Annotated in this window: 14 protein-coding genes; 10 read left to right on the plus strand and 4 right to left on the minus strand. The window is 73.1% G+C overall.

Annotation, left to right across the window (positions count from 1 at the left end):
- Positions 1–52: 52 nt before the first annotated feature.
- Both ACZ52J_RS05405 and ACZ52J_RS05410 read left to right on the plus strand, forming a co-directional pair.
- A complete protein-coding gene (locus tag ACZ52J_RS05405; protein WP_465616041.1) occupies positions 53–868 on the plus strand; it encodes a TetR/AcrR family transcriptional regulator in 816 nt (271 codons plus the stop codon).
- Positions 865–1,248, plus strand: a complete 384-nt coding sequence (locus ACZ52J_RS05410; protein ID WP_465616043.1) for a VOC family protein — start codon at positions 865–867, stop codon at positions 1,246–1,248. The genes ACZ52J_RS05405 and ACZ52J_RS05410 overlap by 4 nt, the downstream gene beginning before the upstream one ends.
- Positions 1,249–1,255: 7 nt before the next feature.
- On the opposite strand, the gene ACZ52J_RS05415 is transcribed toward ACZ52J_RS05410, so the two are convergent.
- Both ACZ52J_RS05415 and ACZ52J_RS05420 read right to left on the minus strand, forming a co-directional pair.
- Positions 1,256–1,972, minus strand: coding sequence for an MOSC domain-containing protein (locus ACZ52J_RS05415; RefSeq protein WP_465616045.1), 717 nt, complete (start codon positions 1,970–1,972; stop codon positions 1,256–1,258).
- Positions 1,973–2,048: 76 nt separating this feature from the next.
- Positions 2,049–2,801: a cyclase family protein gene (locus ACZ52J_RS05420; protein ID WP_465616047.1), complete on the minus strand. Its 753-nt coding sequence runs from the start codon at positions 2,799–2,801 to the stop codon at positions 2,049–2,051.
- A gap of 66 nt (positions 2,802–2,867) precedes the next feature.
- Between ACZ52J_RS05420 and ACZ52J_RS05425 the strand changes: the two genes are divergently transcribed.
- From ACZ52J_RS05425 to ACZ52J_RS05450, 6 genes are all read left to right on the plus strand, one after another.
- The gene (locus ACZ52J_RS05425; RefSeq protein WP_465616049.1) at positions 2,868–3,551 is read left to right on the plus strand and encodes a UbiX family flavin prenyltransferase; all 684 of its coding nucleotides are present in this window, start codon (positions 2,868–2,870) and stop codon (positions 3,549–3,551) included.
- Between the two features lie 119 nt (positions 3,552–3,670).
- Positions 3,671–4,129, plus strand: coding sequence for an Lrp/AsnC family transcriptional regulator (locus ACZ52J_RS05430; RefSeq protein WP_030055719.1), 459 nt, complete (start codon positions 3,671–3,673; stop codon positions 4,127–4,129).
- A gap of 3 nt (positions 4,130–4,132) precedes the next feature.
- Entirely contained in the window at positions 4,133–5,095 is a 963-nt protein-coding gene (locus tag ACZ52J_RS05435; protein ID WP_465616051.1) for a threonine ammonia-lyase, read from the plus strand.
- Positions 5,096–5,146: 51 nt separating this feature from the next.
- Positions 5,147–6,310: an aminofutalosine synthase MqnE gene (gene mqnE, locus ACZ52J_RS05440; protein WP_360495512.1), complete on the plus strand. Its 1,164-nt coding sequence runs from the start codon at positions 5,147–5,149 to the stop codon at positions 6,308–6,310.
- A 127-nt stretch (positions 6,311–6,437) separates the two neighbouring features.
- A complete protein-coding gene (locus ACZ52J_RS05445) occupies positions 6,438–7,790 on the plus strand; it encodes a L,D-transpeptidase family protein (RefSeq protein ID WP_465616054.1) in 1,353 nt (450 codons plus the stop codon).
- A 154-nt stretch (positions 7,791–7,944) separates the two neighbouring features.
- Positions 7,945–8,889: a beta-ketoacyl-ACP synthase III gene (locus ACZ52J_RS05450; protein ID WP_360495506.1), complete on the plus strand. Its 945-nt coding sequence runs from the start codon at positions 7,945–7,947 to the stop codon at positions 8,887–8,889.
- Positions 8,890–9,284: 395 nt separating this feature from the next.
- Here ACZ52J_RS05450 and ACZ52J_RS05455 read toward each other — a convergent pair whose 3' ends face one another.
- Positions 9,285–9,932 carry a TetR family transcriptional regulator gene (locus tag ACZ52J_RS05455; RefSeq protein ID WP_030055725.1) on the minus strand — a complete coding sequence of 216 codons (648 nt, stop codon included), beginning with the start codon at positions 9,930–9,932 and terminating at the stop codon, positions 9,285–9,287.
- A 423-nt stretch (positions 9,933–10,355) separates the two neighbouring features.
- On the opposite strand from ACZ52J_RS05455, the gene ACZ52J_RS05460 reads away from it, so the two are divergent.
- Complete coding sequence (locus ACZ52J_RS05460) at positions 10,356–12,773, plus strand: outer membrane protein assembly factor BamB family protein (RefSeq protein WP_465616057.1); 2,418 nt, start codon at positions 10,356–10,358, stop codon at positions 12,771–12,773.
- Between the two features lie 106 nt (positions 12,774–12,879).
- Here the strand turns inward: ACZ52J_RS05460 and galE are convergent, their stop codons facing one another.
- Positions 12,880–13,866: a UDP-glucose 4-epimerase GalE gene (galE, locus tag ACZ52J_RS05465; protein WP_465616059.1), complete on the minus strand. Its 987-nt coding sequence runs from the start codon at positions 13,864–13,866 to the stop codon at positions 12,880–12,882.
- A 143-nt stretch (positions 13,867–14,009) separates the two neighbouring features.
- Between galE and ACZ52J_RS05470 the strand changes: the two genes are divergently transcribed.
- Positions 14,010–15,170 carry a S1C family serine protease gene (locus ACZ52J_RS05470; protein ID WP_465616061.1) on the plus strand — a complete coding sequence of 387 codons (1,161 nt, stop codon included), beginning with the start codon at positions 14,010–14,012 and terminating at the stop codon, positions 15,168–15,170.
- Positions 15,171–15,299: the final 129 nt, after the last annotated feature.

The following is a 15,299-nucleotide window of genomic DNA, read 5'->3' on the forward strand; positions in this document are numbered from 1 at the left end:
ATTAATAGACTCTCTGGAACCGTCTCAGGTGTCAAGTAGTACGATGCTCCACATGAAGGATCTGGTGGCGGCCGCTGTCGCGGCGGCGAAGGAGCGGGGCCAGGACGTCGCCGACGTCCCGCTGACGGCGATCGCCGCGGCGGCCGGCATCTCCCGCAGCACACTGCTGCGTCGGCTCGGCGGCTCCCGCGCGGCGCTGGACGAAGCGGTCCGGCAGGCCGGGGTCGACCCGGGCGGGCGGCCGCCGGTGCGCGAGCGCGCGATCGAGGCGGCGGCCCTGCTGGTGGCCGAGCGCGGCCTCGCCGGAATCACCCTGGACGCCGTCGCCGACCGGGCCGGGTGCTCGCTGCCCAGCCTGCACACCGTCTTCGAGGGACGGGACGGTCTGCTCGCCGCCGTCTTCGAGCACTACGGCCCACTGCCGGACCTGGAGGCCCTGGCGGCCGACCCGCCGGAGCGCCTCGCGGACACCGTCCGGGCGTTCTACGACACCTTTGCCGCGGCCTTCGCCCAGGAGCCCCGGATCGTCCCGGCCGTCCTCGCCGACCTGTTCAGCCGCCCGGACGGTCCCGCCGCGAAGATGATGGCGGCCAACCTGCCGCGGATGTTCGACGGCCTCGACCGGCTGCTGCGGCCGCACATCGAGGCCGGACGGCTGCGGCCACTGCCGCTCCCGGTGCTGGTCCAGCTGCTGTTCGGCCCGCTGATCACCCACATCCTGCTGCGGCCGGTGCTCGAACCCGCCCTCGGCGCCGGTCTGCCCTCGCTGGCGGAGTCCATCGACCTCTTCGTCGACTCCTACCTGCGGGCGGTCGCCCTCCCCGGGGCAGAATCCGAGGGCCGCAACCAGGCCCGAGGAGAACCGTGATCGGCAAACTGCAGTGCCTCGTGCTCGACTGCCCGGATCCGGCGATCCTCGCCCGCTTCTACGCCGCCCTGCTCGGCGGCGAGGTGGACCGCCCGGACCCGCGCTGGTCGCTGGACACGGACTGGTCCACCCTGCACCTCGACGGCGGCGCGGTGCTCTGCTTCCAGGGCGTCGCCGACCACCGCCCGCCGCGCTGGCCCGACCCGGAGCACCCCGCCCAGGCCCACCTCGACATCGACGTCGAGGACCTGGCCGCCGCCCACCGCGACGTCCTCGCCCTCGATGCCACCCACCTCCACGACGCCGGCCGCTGGCGCATCTACGCCGACCCCGCCGGGCACCCCTTCTGCCTGATCGGCCCGCCGCGCAGCACGAGTTGACGGTTCGTCAGTCCAGTGTCAGCCGATCGCCCACGCGGAGTCGGCCCCGGGCGGCGACCTCGGCGAGGGCGTCGAGGCGGCCGTCGTGGGCGTGCACGACGGCCTTGAGGATCTCGGGTGCGTGCGGCAGTCCCGGCTGCGGGGCGCCGGTCATCGGGCAGCGTTCGCTGGAGGTGACGAAGGCGAGCCGGGCGCTGTCCGGGGCCCCGCCGTGGGCCTGGCGGCCGAGCCAGGCGTCTTCGACGAAGGGCGGGGTGCCGGGCGGGGTGCGCAGCACGATGTTGGGCCGGAAGCGGCGTTCGTCGACGGCGGCGAAGGGGACGGTCTCGCGCACCCAGTCCAGGGTGGCGGTGCTGAGCACGCTGACCGGCAGCCGGTCGAAGTGCGAGACGGCGTCCTCGCGGGCGAGTTCGACGTCCTCGCGTTGGAGGTAGGCGCGTAGGAAGGCGGTCGGCCGGTCGACCGGGCGGCCGAGCGGGTCGAACAGTTCGGGCCCGTCGATCCGATGGCCGAGGCGGGCGGAGAGGCGGAGCAGGCCGTCCATCCGGCGGAAGCGGCGGGTGTTCTTGCCGGAGCCGAGCTTCCCGGTCGCGTCGCGGACGGCGTAGAGGCGGTCGCCGGCCAGGCCCCGCTCGTCCACCTCGACGGAGTCGAGCCGCTCGCCGCCGGTGGATTTCACGGGGTAGCGCCAGAGTCGCTCGATCACTCCGATGATCTCAGCCATGGGCGGACAGCGTACTGGCGCCACCGGGGGATGGTCTAGACCAAGTGAGGTGCGCGCGGCGGCGACCGGCTGCGGCTCAGCCCAGCCGGGCCACCGCCCGTACCGGGGCGCCGTCCGCCGCGACCAGCCGCAGCGGGAACAGCGAGACCGCCACCGGCCGGCCGGCCTCCTGCGCCTCCAGCAGCGCCCGCAAGTCGGTCAGGTTCTCGGCGATCACCCCGCCGCCGGGCGCCCCCAGCAGCACCCGGTGCGCGGCGAGCGACGGTTCGGCGGCGGTGTCCTGGTCGTGCTCGTCGGTGAGGTCGGCCAGCAGGGCGGCCACCGCGGGGTCCCCGGGGCCCGGGTCGGGCGTCGGGTCGACGCTGAGCGCGTCCACCCCGACCGTCCGCACCCCGGCGGCCACGATCGCCTCGGCGGCGGCCGGGGTCAGGCTGGGGTGGGCGAGGTAGGCGTCGGTGCCCCAGTGCCGGGCCCAGCCGGTGGCCAGCAGCAGGACGATGCCCTCGCCGGAGTCCGCGGCCCGTTCCAGCGCGGGCGCCAGCAGGTCGGGGGTGACGGCCGTCCGGGGCTCCAGCCCGCGCAGGTCGGCGAGTACGGCGGGCCCGGTGAACCGCTCCAGCGGCAGGCCGTCCAGGGTCGGCCAGGTGACGTCCACGTGGTACGGCGCGTCCACGTGGGTCCCGGACTGCGAGCCGAGGTGCAGGGCCAGCACGTTCACCCCGGCGGTGGCGGTGGTGAGTGCGGGCTCCAGCAGGACGGCCGGATCGCCGGGGTAGACCGGCATCGCGGTGGTCACCTGATGGGTGAGGTCGACGAGGGTCGCTGCCATGCCCCCATCCTTCCAGGGGCGACCGCGGATGCGGCTCCGCCGGGTGAAGCCGGATAGAAATGCCCCATGGGACATGCGAAGCGTCAGCCGTGGGTGGTCGGGGTCTCGGGCGCGTCGGGGACGCCGTACGCGGCCTCGGTGATCCGGGGGTTGCTGGCGGCCGGTGAGGCGGTGGACCTGATCGTCAGCCGGGCCGCCCGGCTGACGATCCTGGACGAGACCGGCATCTCCTTCCGGGACGCCCACTGGCGCGCCGACCTGGCCGCCTGGCTGGGCGTGGAGGGCCCCGAGGACGGCCTGGACGACGTCCGCTACTGGCCCGCCGGGGACTTCGCGGCCGGCCCGTCCAGCGGCTCGTACCCGGCCAAGGGCATGCTGGTGGTGCCCGCGACCACCGGCGCGGTGGCCGGGATCGCGCTGGGCCTGAGCAAGGACCTGCTGCAGCGGGTCGCCAGTGTCACCCTCAAGGAGCGCCGCCCGCTCGTCGTGTGCGTGCGCGAGACGCCACTCAACGGGGTGACGTTGAAGCACCTGGTGGAGCTCGACGCGCAGGGCGCGGTCGTCCTGCCCGCTTCGCCCGGTTTTTACGCCGGCGGCTCCACCGTGCGCGAACTCGTGGATTTCGTGGCCGGACGGGTGTTGGACGCCGTCGGCGTGCCGCATTCCCTGTACCTGCGCTGGGAGGGCGAGTTGGGCGCGGCCGCCCGCCGAGCGGACGGGAATGAGGGCGCTTCGGCTGAGGGGGAGTAAGGAGACCGAGGGCGGGAGAGTATCTTCTCTGCGATATCCGGGTCGGTCGGCGCACGGCGCCTTTGAATCCGGATAATGATCTGTGGGTCTGGAGAGGTTCGGAAGGACGCGGACGGTATATGGACACGGTGGACAGACAGCTCATCCAGGCGCTCCGGGAGAACGGCCGTGCGTCCTACGCCGAGCTGGGCCGGTTGGTCGGACTCTCCGGCCCGAGCGTCACGGACCGGATCAACCGCCTGGAGCAGGCCGGGGTCATCACGGGGTACCGCGCGACGGTCAACCCGGCCTCGCTCGGTTTCGGCGTCACGGCCCTGATCGGCCTTCAGCTCACGGACGCGGCGGACCACGAGGACGTGGCGTTCCGGCTGAAGGACCTCAACGAGGTCGAGGACTGCTGGTTCATCGCCGGCGACGACTCCTACATGCTCAAGGTCCGGGTGGCCGACGTGGCCGGCCTGGAGTCGGTGGTGAAGCGGATCTCGGGCACCAAGGGCGTGGCCCGGACCCGCACCACCGTCGTACTCTCCACGAAGTGGGAAAACCGGGTGAGTGAACTTCCTCCTGTAGGAGAGTGACGCATGGCACTGGTCGGTCTGGAGGAGCTGCGCGCAGCTCGGCAGCGGATCGCGGGGGTCGCCGTGCGCACCCCGCTGGTTCCCGCCCCTTGGGCGGCCGAGGGGGAGCGGCGGCTCTGGCTGAAGCCGGAGAACCTCCAGCCGACCGGGGCCTTCAAGACCCGCGGCGCCTACAACCGGCTGGCCGCGCTGACGGCGGACGAGCGGGCCCGCGGCGTGGTCGCCCAGTCCAGCGGCAACCACGCGCAGGCGGTGGCGTACGCGGCGCAGCTGCTCGGCATCAAGGCCGTGATCGTGATGCCGGACACGTCGCCGGCGGTGAAGGTGGAGGCCACCCGGGGGTTCGGCGCCGAGGTGGTGCTGGTGTCCCCGGCGGACCGGGACACCCTGCCCGGCGAGCTCGCCGAGAAGCACGGCTACGTCTGGGTGCCGCCGTACGACGACCCGTTCATCATCGCGGGCCAGGGCACGGTGGGTCTGGAGATCGCCGAGGACGCCGCGGCGGAGCTGGACACCGTGCTGGTGCCGGTCAGCGGCGGCGGGCTGATCGGCGGGACGGCGGCCGCGCTCAAGCTCACCCGCCCGGGCATCCGGGTGATCGGCGTGGAGCCCGAGCTGGCGGCCGACGCCCAGGCCAGCCTGCGGGCCGGGCGCCGGCTCTCCTGGCCGGTCGCCGACACCTACCGCACCATCGCGGACGGCCTGCGCACCCCGTCCGTCGGCGTGCTGCCGTACGAGCACATCACCGCCTACGTGGACGACATCGTCACCGTCACCGAGGACGAGATCCGGGCCACCGTCGCCCTGCTGGCCCGCCGCGGCCGGCTGGTCGCCGAGCCCTCCGGGGCGGTCGCCCCGGCCGCGTACTTCCACCGCGCCGCCGAGACCGGGGGCCAGTCGGTGGCGGCCGTGGTCAGCGGCGGGAACATCGAACCCGCACTGCTCGCCGAGCTGCTCTCCGCATAGGCGTACGCTCGTTCCGGCAAGGAATCGAAGTCGGAGGAGGCGGGTCACCGCATGGACGCAGGGCTCAAGCGCGAGCTGGAGGCGAAGGTCTACGCGGGTGAGCGGCTGACCCGCGAGGACGGGATCGCGCTCTACGAGAGCGACGACCTGGCCTGGCTGGGTGGTCTGGCCCACCACGTGCGGACGCGGAAGAACGGCGACGTCGTCCACTTCAACGTCAACCGCCACCTCAACATGACCAACGTGTGCAACGCGTCCTGCGCGTACTGCTCGTTCCAGCGCAAGCCGGGCGAGAAGGACGCCTACACGATGCGCATCGAGGAGGCCGTCCGCCTCGCCAAGGCGATGGAGGTCGACTCCCTCACCGAGCTGCACATCGTCAACGGTCTGCACCCGACCCTGCCGTGGCGCTACTACCCGCGCTCGCTGCGGGAGCTGAAGGCGGCCCTGCCGACCGTCTCGCTGAAGGCCTTCACCGCCACCGAGATCCACTGGTTCGAGAAGATCAGCGGCCTGTCCGCCGACGAGATCCTGGACGAGCTGATCGACGCCGGCCTGGAGTCGCTGACCGGCGGCGGCGCGGAGATCTTCGACTGGGAGGTCCGCCAGCACATCGTCGACCACGACACCCACTGGGAGGACTGGTCGCGGATCCACCGCCTCGCGCACAGCAAGGGCCTCAAGACGCCGGCCACCATGCTGTACGGCCACATCGAGGAGCCCCGTCACCGGGTGGACCACGTGCTGCGGCTGCGCGAGCTGCAGGACGAGACCGGCGGCTTCCAGGTCTTCATCCCGCTGCGCTACCAGCACGACTTCCACGACTCCAAGGACGGCGTCGTGCGCAACAAGCTGATGGCCCGCACCGAGATGGCCACCGGCGCCGAGGCGCTGAAGACCTTCGCGGTCTCCCGGCTGCTCTTCGACAACGTCCCGCACGTCAAGGTCTTCTGGGTGATGCACGGCGTCACCACCGCCCAGCTGGCGCTCAGCCACGGCGCGGACGACATGGACGGCTCGGTCGTCGAGTACAAGATCACCCACGACGCGGACAACTTCGGCACCCCGAACAAGCTCGGCCGCGACGACCTGCTCGGCCTGATCCGCGACGCCGGCTTCCGCCCGGTCGAGCGCAACACCCGCTACGAGATCATCCGCGAGTACGAGGGCCCGGACCTGACGCGCCGTGAGACCCCGCAGGCGATGCGCCTCTGACCTGCCCTCCGACCAGCGCACTCTCCCGCCGCCCGGGCCGCACTCCGGCCCGGGCGGCGGTGCCTTCACGGCCTCCGCACGCGACCCGGGTTTACCAACGGGTAGGGCGTTTGGCAGGATCGACCGCATGTCCGGTTCCCATCGCGCCACCGAGTACCCGCCGTACGAGCCGATGCAAGAGCCGGTGTACGGGGTGCCGCAGCAGTCGCACGAGGCGCCGTACGGCACGTACCAGCCGTACGCGCAGCCGGTTCAGCAGCCCTACCAGGAGCCCGCGCAGCAGCCGTACCAGGAGCCCGCCGGGCAGGAGTACGGCTACGGCGTGTACCAGCCGTACGAGCAGCCTTATCAGCAGCCCTACGACCAGCAGCCCTACGACCAGCCGCACCAGCAGTCGTACGAGCAGTCGTACGAGCAGGCCCCTGACGGGTACTTCGAGGCGTACGACCAGCCGTTCCCGTCGTACGAGCCCGCGCCGGAACCGGCCGTCCACGCGCCCGAACCGGCCGTCCCCGCGTCGGAGCCCGCCGCCTACGAGCCGACCCCCGAGCCCCTCGCCCCCGTCGTGCCCGCCGCCACCCCCGTCGCGGCCACGCCCGTTGCGGGCGGCCGGGCGGCCAACCGGGGCCGGCGGCGCAAGGCGAAGCAGAAACGTCACGGCAAGGCCGTGATGGCCGGCACCGCCCTGCTGGTCGCGGCCGCCGCCGGCTGGTACACCGTCGGCCAGGACGAGGCCAAGCCCGGCCTCACCGCCGCCGACGGCCCCGGCCCCGACGGCGTCAGCAAGCCCGACCAGCCCGCCCCGGCCCCCGCGGCCGTCCAGGCCGCCTCCGACCGGCAGGCCGCCCCCCAGGCCGCCGGCCGCAGCCAGGCCCGCCCGGACGCCTCGGTGGCCGCGATACCCGGCCTCGGTGCCACGTTCACCGCGAAGATCCCCGCTGAGACCGCCCAGGTCCTGGTCGCCTCCGGCACGGACAAGAACACCGACAAGAACACCGTCGTCCTCTGGACCCGCACCCCCGAGGGCCGCTGGCTGGCCGGCGAGACCTGGCAGGGCCACAACGGCAAGAACGGCTGGACCGCCGACCACAACGAGGGCGACCTGCGCAGCCCGATCGGCGTCTTCAGCCTCACCGACGCGGGCGGCCGCAAGGACGACCCGGGCAGCAAGATCCCGTACGACAAGGACCCGAGCTTCGTGGTCTCCGGCACCGGCTTCTTCGGCGACCAGCTGGCCGGCTCCTTCGACTACGTGGTCGCGATCAACTACAACCGCGTCGCCGGCAGCACTCCGCTCGACATGCGCCGCCCGATGGGCTCCAAGAAGGGCGGCGGCATCTGGCTCCACGTGGACCACGACGGCCCCACCCACGGCTGCGTGTCGATCCCCGAGGACAAGATGGCCGAGCTGATACGAACCCTGGACCCGGCCGCCCACCCGGTCATCGTGATGGGGGACACGGCGACGCTGGCCGCCTGACCTCGGCACGCGCGACCTCGGCACACGCGCTACCTGGCACACGCGCGACCCCAAGCGCCCCAACGGCCGTTGTTGATCCCCTACAGATCGCCGGTGCGGATCCTGTCGCCGGTCGTGCCCCGCTGACCAGCGGGTAACCCGGTTCCATGGCAGCATGAGCGGTTCTCGCATTGTGGCACTCGGGCACTACCAGCCCCCCAAGGTCCTCACCAACGACGACCTGGCGGCGCTCGTCGCCACCGACGACGAGTGGATCCGCAGCCGGGTGGGCATCCGCACCCGGCACATCGCCGAAGGCGAGACCCTGGTCGACCTCGCCGCCGAGGCCGCCCAGAAGGCGCTCGCCAACAGCGGCCGGACGGCTGAGGAGATCGACCTCGTCGTCGTCGCCACCTGCACCGCGATCGAGCGCAGTCCCAACACCGCCGCCGCGGTGGCCGCCCGGCTGGGCGTGCGCTCGCCCGCCGCGTACGACATCAACACGGTCTGCTCCGGCTTCTCGTACGCCCTGGCCACCGCCGACCACGCGATCCGGGCCGGCGCGTCCCGCCGCGCGCTGGTGATCGGCGCCGAGCGGATGTCCGACACGCTCGACTGGACCGACCGCTCCACCTGCGTGATCTTCGGCGACGGCGCGGGTGCCGCGGTGGTCGAGGCCCAGGAGGAGGGCGCCGAGCCCGGTATCGGGCCGGTGGTCTGGGGCTCCGAGCCGGAGAAGGGCGACGCCGTGGTGATCACCGGCTGGGACCCGGTGATCAGCCAGCAGGGCCAGTCGGTCTTCCGCTGGGCCACCACCCAGCTCGCCCCGCTCGCCCGGCAGGCCTGCGAGCGGGCCGGGATCGACCCGGCCGAACTGAAGGGCTTCGTCCCGCACCAGGCCAACCTGCGGATCATCGACGCCATCGCCCGCAAGCTGGGCCTCGGCGACGCGGTGGTGGCCCGGGACGTGGTCGACTCCGGGAACACCTCGGCCGCCTCCATCCCGCTGGCCTTCTCCAAGCTGGTCGAGCGCGGCGAGCTCTCGCCCGGCGACCCGGTCCTGCTCTTCGGCTTCGGCGGCGGCCTGGCGTACGCCGGTCAGGTCGTGCGCTGCCCCTGAATCGCCCGCTCGCCTCCGGGGCGCTCTGACCCGGTGCCGACGGTCGGCGCTCCGGCGCTCGTGCCTCGCTTGTCGCTTCTCCCTTTCGGCACCGGCGCGCCCCTTCGGCTCGGGGCGGGAGTTCGCCCGCTCGCTGGTGACGCGGCTCGGGGCGGGAGTTCGCCCGCTCGCCCGTGACGCCGCTCGGGGCGGGCAGGGAGGCGGGCCGTAAGGAGCCCTGACAGACGAATGCCGGTGGGCGGGCACCCCGTACTAGGGGGTGCCCGCCCACCGGCATGTCTGGCGCGCGTGCGGTACGTCGGCGGACCTCCCCCGAGGACACGGCCGCCGTCCGTCGTTCCCCGGACAGGAGGCCGGGGCTGCGCGCGGAGCGGATGGTGGGTCGGTTGGTCGGTCTACTTGGGCGGCTTCTTGCCGGTGACGCCCAGGTACACCAGGGGAGCGAGGTTGGGCTTGAGGTCCTTGACCTTGACGCCCCAGGAGGTGAAGGCCTTCTGGTGCTCGGCCGCCGAAGCGAGCAGCGAGACCAGGGCCCCGGCGACGGCGTTCGGGTCGAGCGACTTGTCGGCCTGACCCTTCGCCTGGAGTTCCTTGACGGCCTCTGCGAGCGGCTTGGCGACCGCGTTGAGGACGGTCATGCGGATCTTGAAGAACCGCTTGTCCCCTTCGGCGGCACCGAGCGTGACCACTCGGAGAATGGCGTCGTTCTTGCGCCAGAAGGCGAGGAATCCGTCGACCAGTTCTTCCGAAGTGGTCGGTCCGGACTTCCCTGCCCAGGACTTTCCGGCCACCAGCTCTTTGAGGGTGTCGGCGTCCTTGGCCATTTCCTCGGCGATTTCGAGGACTGCGCCCTCGACATCCGGGAAGTACTGGTAGAAGGTCGCGGGGGAGGTACCCGCCATACGGGCGACGTCGATGACCTTGACGTCCCGATAGGGCGACGTGCTGAGCATCTCGCGGAGGCAGTCGAGCAGCTTCTGCCGCGTCTCCTGTCCGCGTCGCCCGGCGACGCGACCGTCGACGGTGCGAACTTGTCCTGTCATGCCGTCAGCTTACCGTGGCACGATCTTGGCGCGATTCGGTGATGCGACTATTACTCCGCACGGGGGTTGGTATAGCGGCATCAACCACTTCGGACGGATATTCACCGGGCCTCGAAGCCCCTGTTGAAGCCCCCCCGTGTGCTTTTGACCTCACAGCGTGACGGCGAGTCCACTGAGGGGTGGTCGGGTGACAGAACGTGACGATTGGTGAGGGGTCCGGAGCCGTCCCGAAGTGGACGGTCCGGAGCTCCGGGTGCAAGCCGCAGCCGGAGCGGGCGTCAGAATCCAGCCGTTCCGTTCCCGGCGGCGGGGGCGCCCGGCGGTGCTCTCCGGGCGGGGGAGGTTGGAGATGCGCCGGGCGGCGTTGGAGAATCGGGTCCGGCACCACGCGGCGGGTGCGGACAACGGGGAGGTGGCAGCGGAGTGGACCAGCTGACGGCGCACGATCCGAGGAGGATCGGGCCCTTCGAGGTGCTGGGGCGGCTCGGCGCGGGTGGGATGGGGCTGGTCTACCTGGCGCGGTCCGCGTCCGGGCGACGAGTGGCCATCAAGACCGTCCGGGGGGAGCTGGCCGAGGACGAGCTGTTCCGGGTTCGCTTCGCGCGGGAGATCGCGGCCGCCAAGACGGTCGGCGGTTTCTACACGGCGGCCGTGGTGGACGCCGACGCGGACGCCCGGGTGCCCTGGCTCGCCACGGCGTACATCCCGGCACCCTCGCTCGAGGACCTGGTCGAGGACTGCGGCCCGCTGCCGGTGGACGCCACCCGCTGGCTGGTCGCCGGCATCGCGGAGGCCCTGCAGTCCATCCACGCGGCCGGGCTGATCCACCGCGACCTCAAGCCCTCCAACGTCCTGGTGGTCGAGGACGGCCCGAAGGTGATCGACTTCGGCATCGCGGCCGGGGTCTCCAGCACCCGGCTCACCATGACCAACGTCGCGGTGGGCACCCCCGCCTACATGTCCCCCGAGCAGGCCCGGGACAGCCGGACCGTCCGGGGCGCCAGCGACGTCTTCTCGCTCGGCTCGCTGATGGTCTTCTGCGCCACCGGGCACCCGCCCTTCCGCGGCTCCAACCCGGTCGAGACGGTGTTCCAGCTGCTGCGCGAGGAGCCGGACCTGACCGGCATGCCGCCCGAGCTGATGGACCTGGTCCGGGCCTGCATGCAGCAGGCGGCCGAGCACCGGCCCACGCCGGCGCAGATCCAGGCCGAACTGGCCCCGCACCTCTTCTCCCGGGACGACGCCTCCGGCGAGGCCGGGGACTGGCTGCCGGCCAACGCGCTGGAGCTGATCGAGCGCAAGCGCGGCCGTCGCCAGCCGGCCCCGCCGCGGCCGGTCCAGGCCGAGCCGCCGCAGCCGCCGCAGGCGCCTGCGCCGTCGTACACGCCCCCGCCGCCGCTGGTCCCGCCGCAGTCCCACGGGGCCGCCGACCCGCGCACCGACCCGGGCGTCCGGCACGGGCAGCCGCCGGCCGGGCCGGTGCACACCGCGCCGCGGCCGGGCCAGGCCTCCGACGCCGAGATCCCGACCGCGAAGATCGCCTCCCCGAACAAGCACCGCGCGCCGACGGGCGGCGGCGCCGTCGAGGTGCAGCTGTCCGGCGCCTCGGTACGGATAGGCCCGGGGCCGCGGGCCGAGCACGAGCAGCCCGGTCCGAACACCGCCCCGGCCGCGACCGACTGGGTCCGCCGGGCGGCCCCCACCGCGCCGCCGCAGCCGGTCCAGGCCCCCACCCCGCCGGCCCCGGCCGCCCGCTGGCGCCCCTGGCGGTTCCGGATGTCCAACGACGTCTGGGGTACCCCGGTGGTCGCCGACGGCATGCTCTTCGTCTCCAGCTTCGAGGTGCACGCGCTGGACATTGGCTCCGGCGAGCGCCGCTACAAGACCCGCGACGTCGCCTGGGCGCTCGCGGTGGACGCCGGCCGGGCGCACGCCGCGGACGGCCCGCACCTGTACACCGTGGACGCCGCGGACGGCACCGAGCGCTGGCGCACCTCGCTGGACGGCTGGGTCTACTCGCTCTCCGCCGCCGACGGCGTGCTCTGCTGCGGCATCAGGGGCGGCGGCGTCCAGCTGCGCTCGGCGGCCAACGGCGCCGAACTGTGGCGCGCCGACGACGCCCAGCAGGACTACGAGAACCCGCAGTCCGGCCCGGTCCTGCTGGGCGGCGCGGCCTACTACTACGGCGCCGGACGGCTGCGCTGCGTCGACCCGCGCGGCGCGGGCCTGCGCTGGTCCTTCCAGGTCGGCGAGGACGTGCCCTCGCACCCGGTCGAGCGCGGCGGCGTGCTGTACGTCACGGCCGGCACCCGGGTGTACGCGCTGGACGCGGCCAGCGGGGTCGAGCGCTGGCGCTTCGAGGCCCCGGTGGTGCTGTTCACCCCGCCCGCCCTGGACGCCGACGCCGTCTACGTGGCCGACTACCTGGGCACCGTCTACGCGCTGGACGCGGCCACCGGCCTGGACCGCTGGCGCGGGGTCACCGGCAGCCGCCAGGGCGCCGAGCCGGTGGTCGTCGGGGACGGCATGGTGCTCGTCGGCAGCGGCGAGGTGCTGTACGCCTTCGAGGCGGCGACCGGCCGGGAGCGCTGGCGCTACACCGCGCGCGGCGAGATCGTCGGCTCCCCGGCGGTGGCCGACGGGCTGGTGCACCTGGGCAGCCGGGACCACTCGCTGCACACCCTGGACCTGGCGAGCGGTCAGCTGCGCTGGGAACTCGGCACCAAGGGCGAGCTCACCGGCTCACCGGTGGCGGTCGGCGGCCGGGTCTTCGTCGGCTCCAAGGACCGCTGCGTGTACGCGCTGGACGCCTTCTACGGCACGGCGGTGCCTGCCCGCTGAGCCGTGCCCGCCCGCTGGGGCGGGCCGGCTGGGGTGGGCCGGCTGGGGCGGGTCGGCGGCGGGGCACCGGCCCCGCCGCCCCACCGGGCCGTCGGACCCGGGGCCGTCAGGCCTTGCGGGCCTCGGGGTGGCGGCCGCACCAGCCGTCCCACGCGGAGGCGACCATCTCCGCCACGCCGTGGCGCGCGCTCCAGCCCAGCTCGCGGTGGATCAGGTCGGCGGAGGCCACCACCCGGGCGGGGTCGCCGGGGCGGCGCGGCGTCACCTCGGCGGTGGTGTCGTAGCCGGTGACCTCGCCGATCACCGCCAGCATCTCCTGGACGCTGACGCCCTCGCCGCGGCCGATGTTGAGCACCAGCGTGGTGGTCCCGGCCGGGTCCGCGGCCAGCCGCTTGGCGGCCGCCACGTGGGCCGAGGCGATGTCGGAGACGTGGATGAAGTCGCGCACGCAGGTGCCGTCCGGCGTCGGGTAGTCGGCGCCGAAGATCCGCGGGGCCTCGCCGGCGGTGAGCCGCTCGAAGACCATCGGGATCAGGTTGAACACCCCGGCGTCGGAGAGCTCGGGGGAGGCGGCGCCGGCCACGTTGAAGTAGCGCAGGGCCACGGTGGACATGCCGTGGGCCTTCCCGGCCGCGGCGACCAGCCACTCGCCGGCGAGCTTGGTCTCGCCGTACGGGCTCATCGGGGCGCAGGGGGTGGACTCGGTGACCAGGTCGACGTCCGGCATGCCGTAGACCGCGGCGGAGGAGGAGAACAGGAAGCGCTTGACCCCGCCCTCGGCGGCGGCCTCCAGGACGGTCTGCAGGCCGATCACGTTCTCGCGGTAGTACAGGAACGGCTGCTCGACCGACTCGCCGACCTGCTTCTTGGCGGCGAAGTGCAGGACGCCGTGGACGCCGTGCTCGCGGATCGCGGCGTCCAGGACGGCGCGGTCCAGGGTGGAGCCCTCGACCAGGGGGACCCCGGCCGGGAGGCGGGACGCGTCGCCGGTGCTCAGGTCGTCCAGGACCACGACGCGCTCACCGGCGTCGAGCAGCTGGCGGACGACGTGCCCGCCGATGTATCCGGCACCGCCGGTGATCAACCAAGTCATGCGGCGAATCCTAGGTGTTCGGTTTAGGTCGGCTTTCCGGGCGAGTCCGGCCAGCGAACCGGACAAACCGGTGAAATGCTGACAAAGATTTCCGTGCTCTCATGCCCGCGCCCTCGGCGTGGTGACGAATCGGAGGCAGCCAGGTGAGCCGTAAGCAGGAACACACCCGCCCCCGGCCGACCGGGCCCCGGCCCACCGGGCCCAGGACGGCGCAGGCGCGGCTGCTGGCACCGGTCGCGGTGACCGCCGCGCTGGCCCTGGCCGGGTGTAGCAGCGGCTCGTCCTCCTCCGCCTCCTCCTCGTCGTCCTCGCCCGCGTCCGGCGCGTCCGGATCCGGCACCAAGCAGGCCTCCTCGCCCCCCACGTCGAGCGGGAACCAGCTGCAGGACGCGTACCAGAAGGTGATCGCCGACGTGCTGCCCTCGGTGGTGCAGATCACCACCGGCGACAGCCTCGGCTCCGGGATCGTCTACGACAACAAGGGCGACATCGTCACCAACGCCCACGTGGTCGGTACCGCGACCACCTTCACCGTGACCCTCGCCAACACCAGCAAGTCGCTGGACGCGAGCCTGGTCGCCAGCTACCCCGACTCCGACCTCGCGGTGATCCGGCTGGCCAGCCCGCCGAGCGGCCTCAAGCCCGCGACCTTCGGCGACTCCGGCAAGGTCGAGCTCGGCCAGATCACCCTCGCCATGGGCAGCCCGCTCGGGCTCTCCAGCAGCGTCACCCAGGGCATCGTCTCGGCCACCGGACGGACCGTCTCCGAGCCCCAGGGCGGCAGCTCGCCGGGCGCCACCATCGGCAACATGGTGCAGACCTCGGCCGCGATCAACCCGGGCAACAGCGGCGGCGCGCTGGTCAACCTGGACGGCCAGGTGATCGGCATCAACACGCTCGCCGCGACCGAACCCGAGGCCAACGGCGCGGCCGCCCCCGGCATCGGCTTCGCCATCCCGGCGTCCACCATCACCAACATCACCGACCAGCTGATCAAGCAGGGCAAGGTCACCAACTCCGGCCGGGCCGCGCTCGGCATCACCGCCCGGACCAGCTTCAACCAGCAGTTCCAGCCGGCCGGCGCGGTGATCGTGGCGGTCAGCCCGGGCAGCGCGGCCGCCTCGGCGGGGCTGCAGGCCGGGGACGTCATCACCAAGATCGGCGACACCCCGGTCGACTCCCTGAACGCGCTCACCACCACGCTCGCCTCGCTCACCCCCGGCAGCAAGGTCACCGTCACCTACACCCGGGACGGCAACACCCAGACCGCCGACGTCACCCTCGGCCAGCTGGCAACCCCGTAACCCCGGTACGGCGCCGCCGGGCCGCACGCCGCGCAAGGGTTCCGCGGCCCGCCCGCCGTACCGGACCGGGGGGGGGGGGGAGCAAGGCCCGTCGCGGGGGGGGGGGGGAAGGGTGTGGGAAGAGGCGGG

This window comes from Kitasatospora sp. NPDC034035 (genome assembly GCF_055575755.1).

Bases quoted from the DNA above. Each gene is read 5' to 3' on its own strand.
- ACZ52J_RS05435 (WP_465616051.1), top strand. From the start codon at position 4,133: ATGGCACTGGTCGGTCTGGAGGAGCTGCGCGCAGCTCGGCAGCGGATC.
- galE (WP_465616059.1), bottom strand. From the start codon at position 13,866: ATGACTTGGTTGATCACCGGCGGTGCCGGATACATCGGCGGGCACGTC.
- ACZ52J_RS05455 (WP_030055725.1), bottom strand. From the start codon at position 9,932: ATGACAGGACAAGTTCGCACCGTCGACGGTCGCGTCGCCGGGCGACGC.
- ACZ52J_RS05445 (WP_465616054.1), top strand. From the start codon at position 6,438: ATGTCCGGTTCCCATCGCGCCACCGAGTACCCGCCGTACGAGCCGATG.
- ACZ52J_RS05415 (WP_465616045.1), bottom strand. From the start codon at position 1,972: ATGGCTGAGATCATCGGAGTGATCGAGCGACTCTGGCGCTACCCCGTG.
- ACZ52J_RS05430 (WP_030055719.1), top strand. From the start codon at position 3,671: ATGGACACGGTGGACAGACAGCTCATCCAGGCGCTCCGGGAGAACGGC.
- ACZ52J_RS05450 (WP_360495506.1), top strand. From the start codon at position 7,945: ATGAGCGGTTCTCGCATTGTGGCACTCGGGCACTACCAGCCCCCCAAG.
- mqnE (WP_360495512.1), top strand. From the start codon at position 5,147: ATGGACGCAGGGCTCAAGCGCGAGCTGGAGGCGAAGGTCTACGCGGGT.
- ACZ52J_RS05420 (WP_465616047.1), bottom strand. From the start codon at position 2,801: ATGGCAGCGACCCTCGTCGACCTCACCCATCAGGTGACCACCGCGATG.
- ACZ52J_RS05425 (WP_465616049.1), top strand. From the start codon at position 2,868: ATGGGACATGCGAAGCGTCAGCCGTGGGTGGTCGGGGTCTCGGGCGCG.
- ACZ52J_RS05405 (WP_465616041.1), top strand. From the start codon at position 53: ATGAAGGATCTGGTGGCGGCCGCTGTCGCGGCGGCGAAGGAGCGGGGC.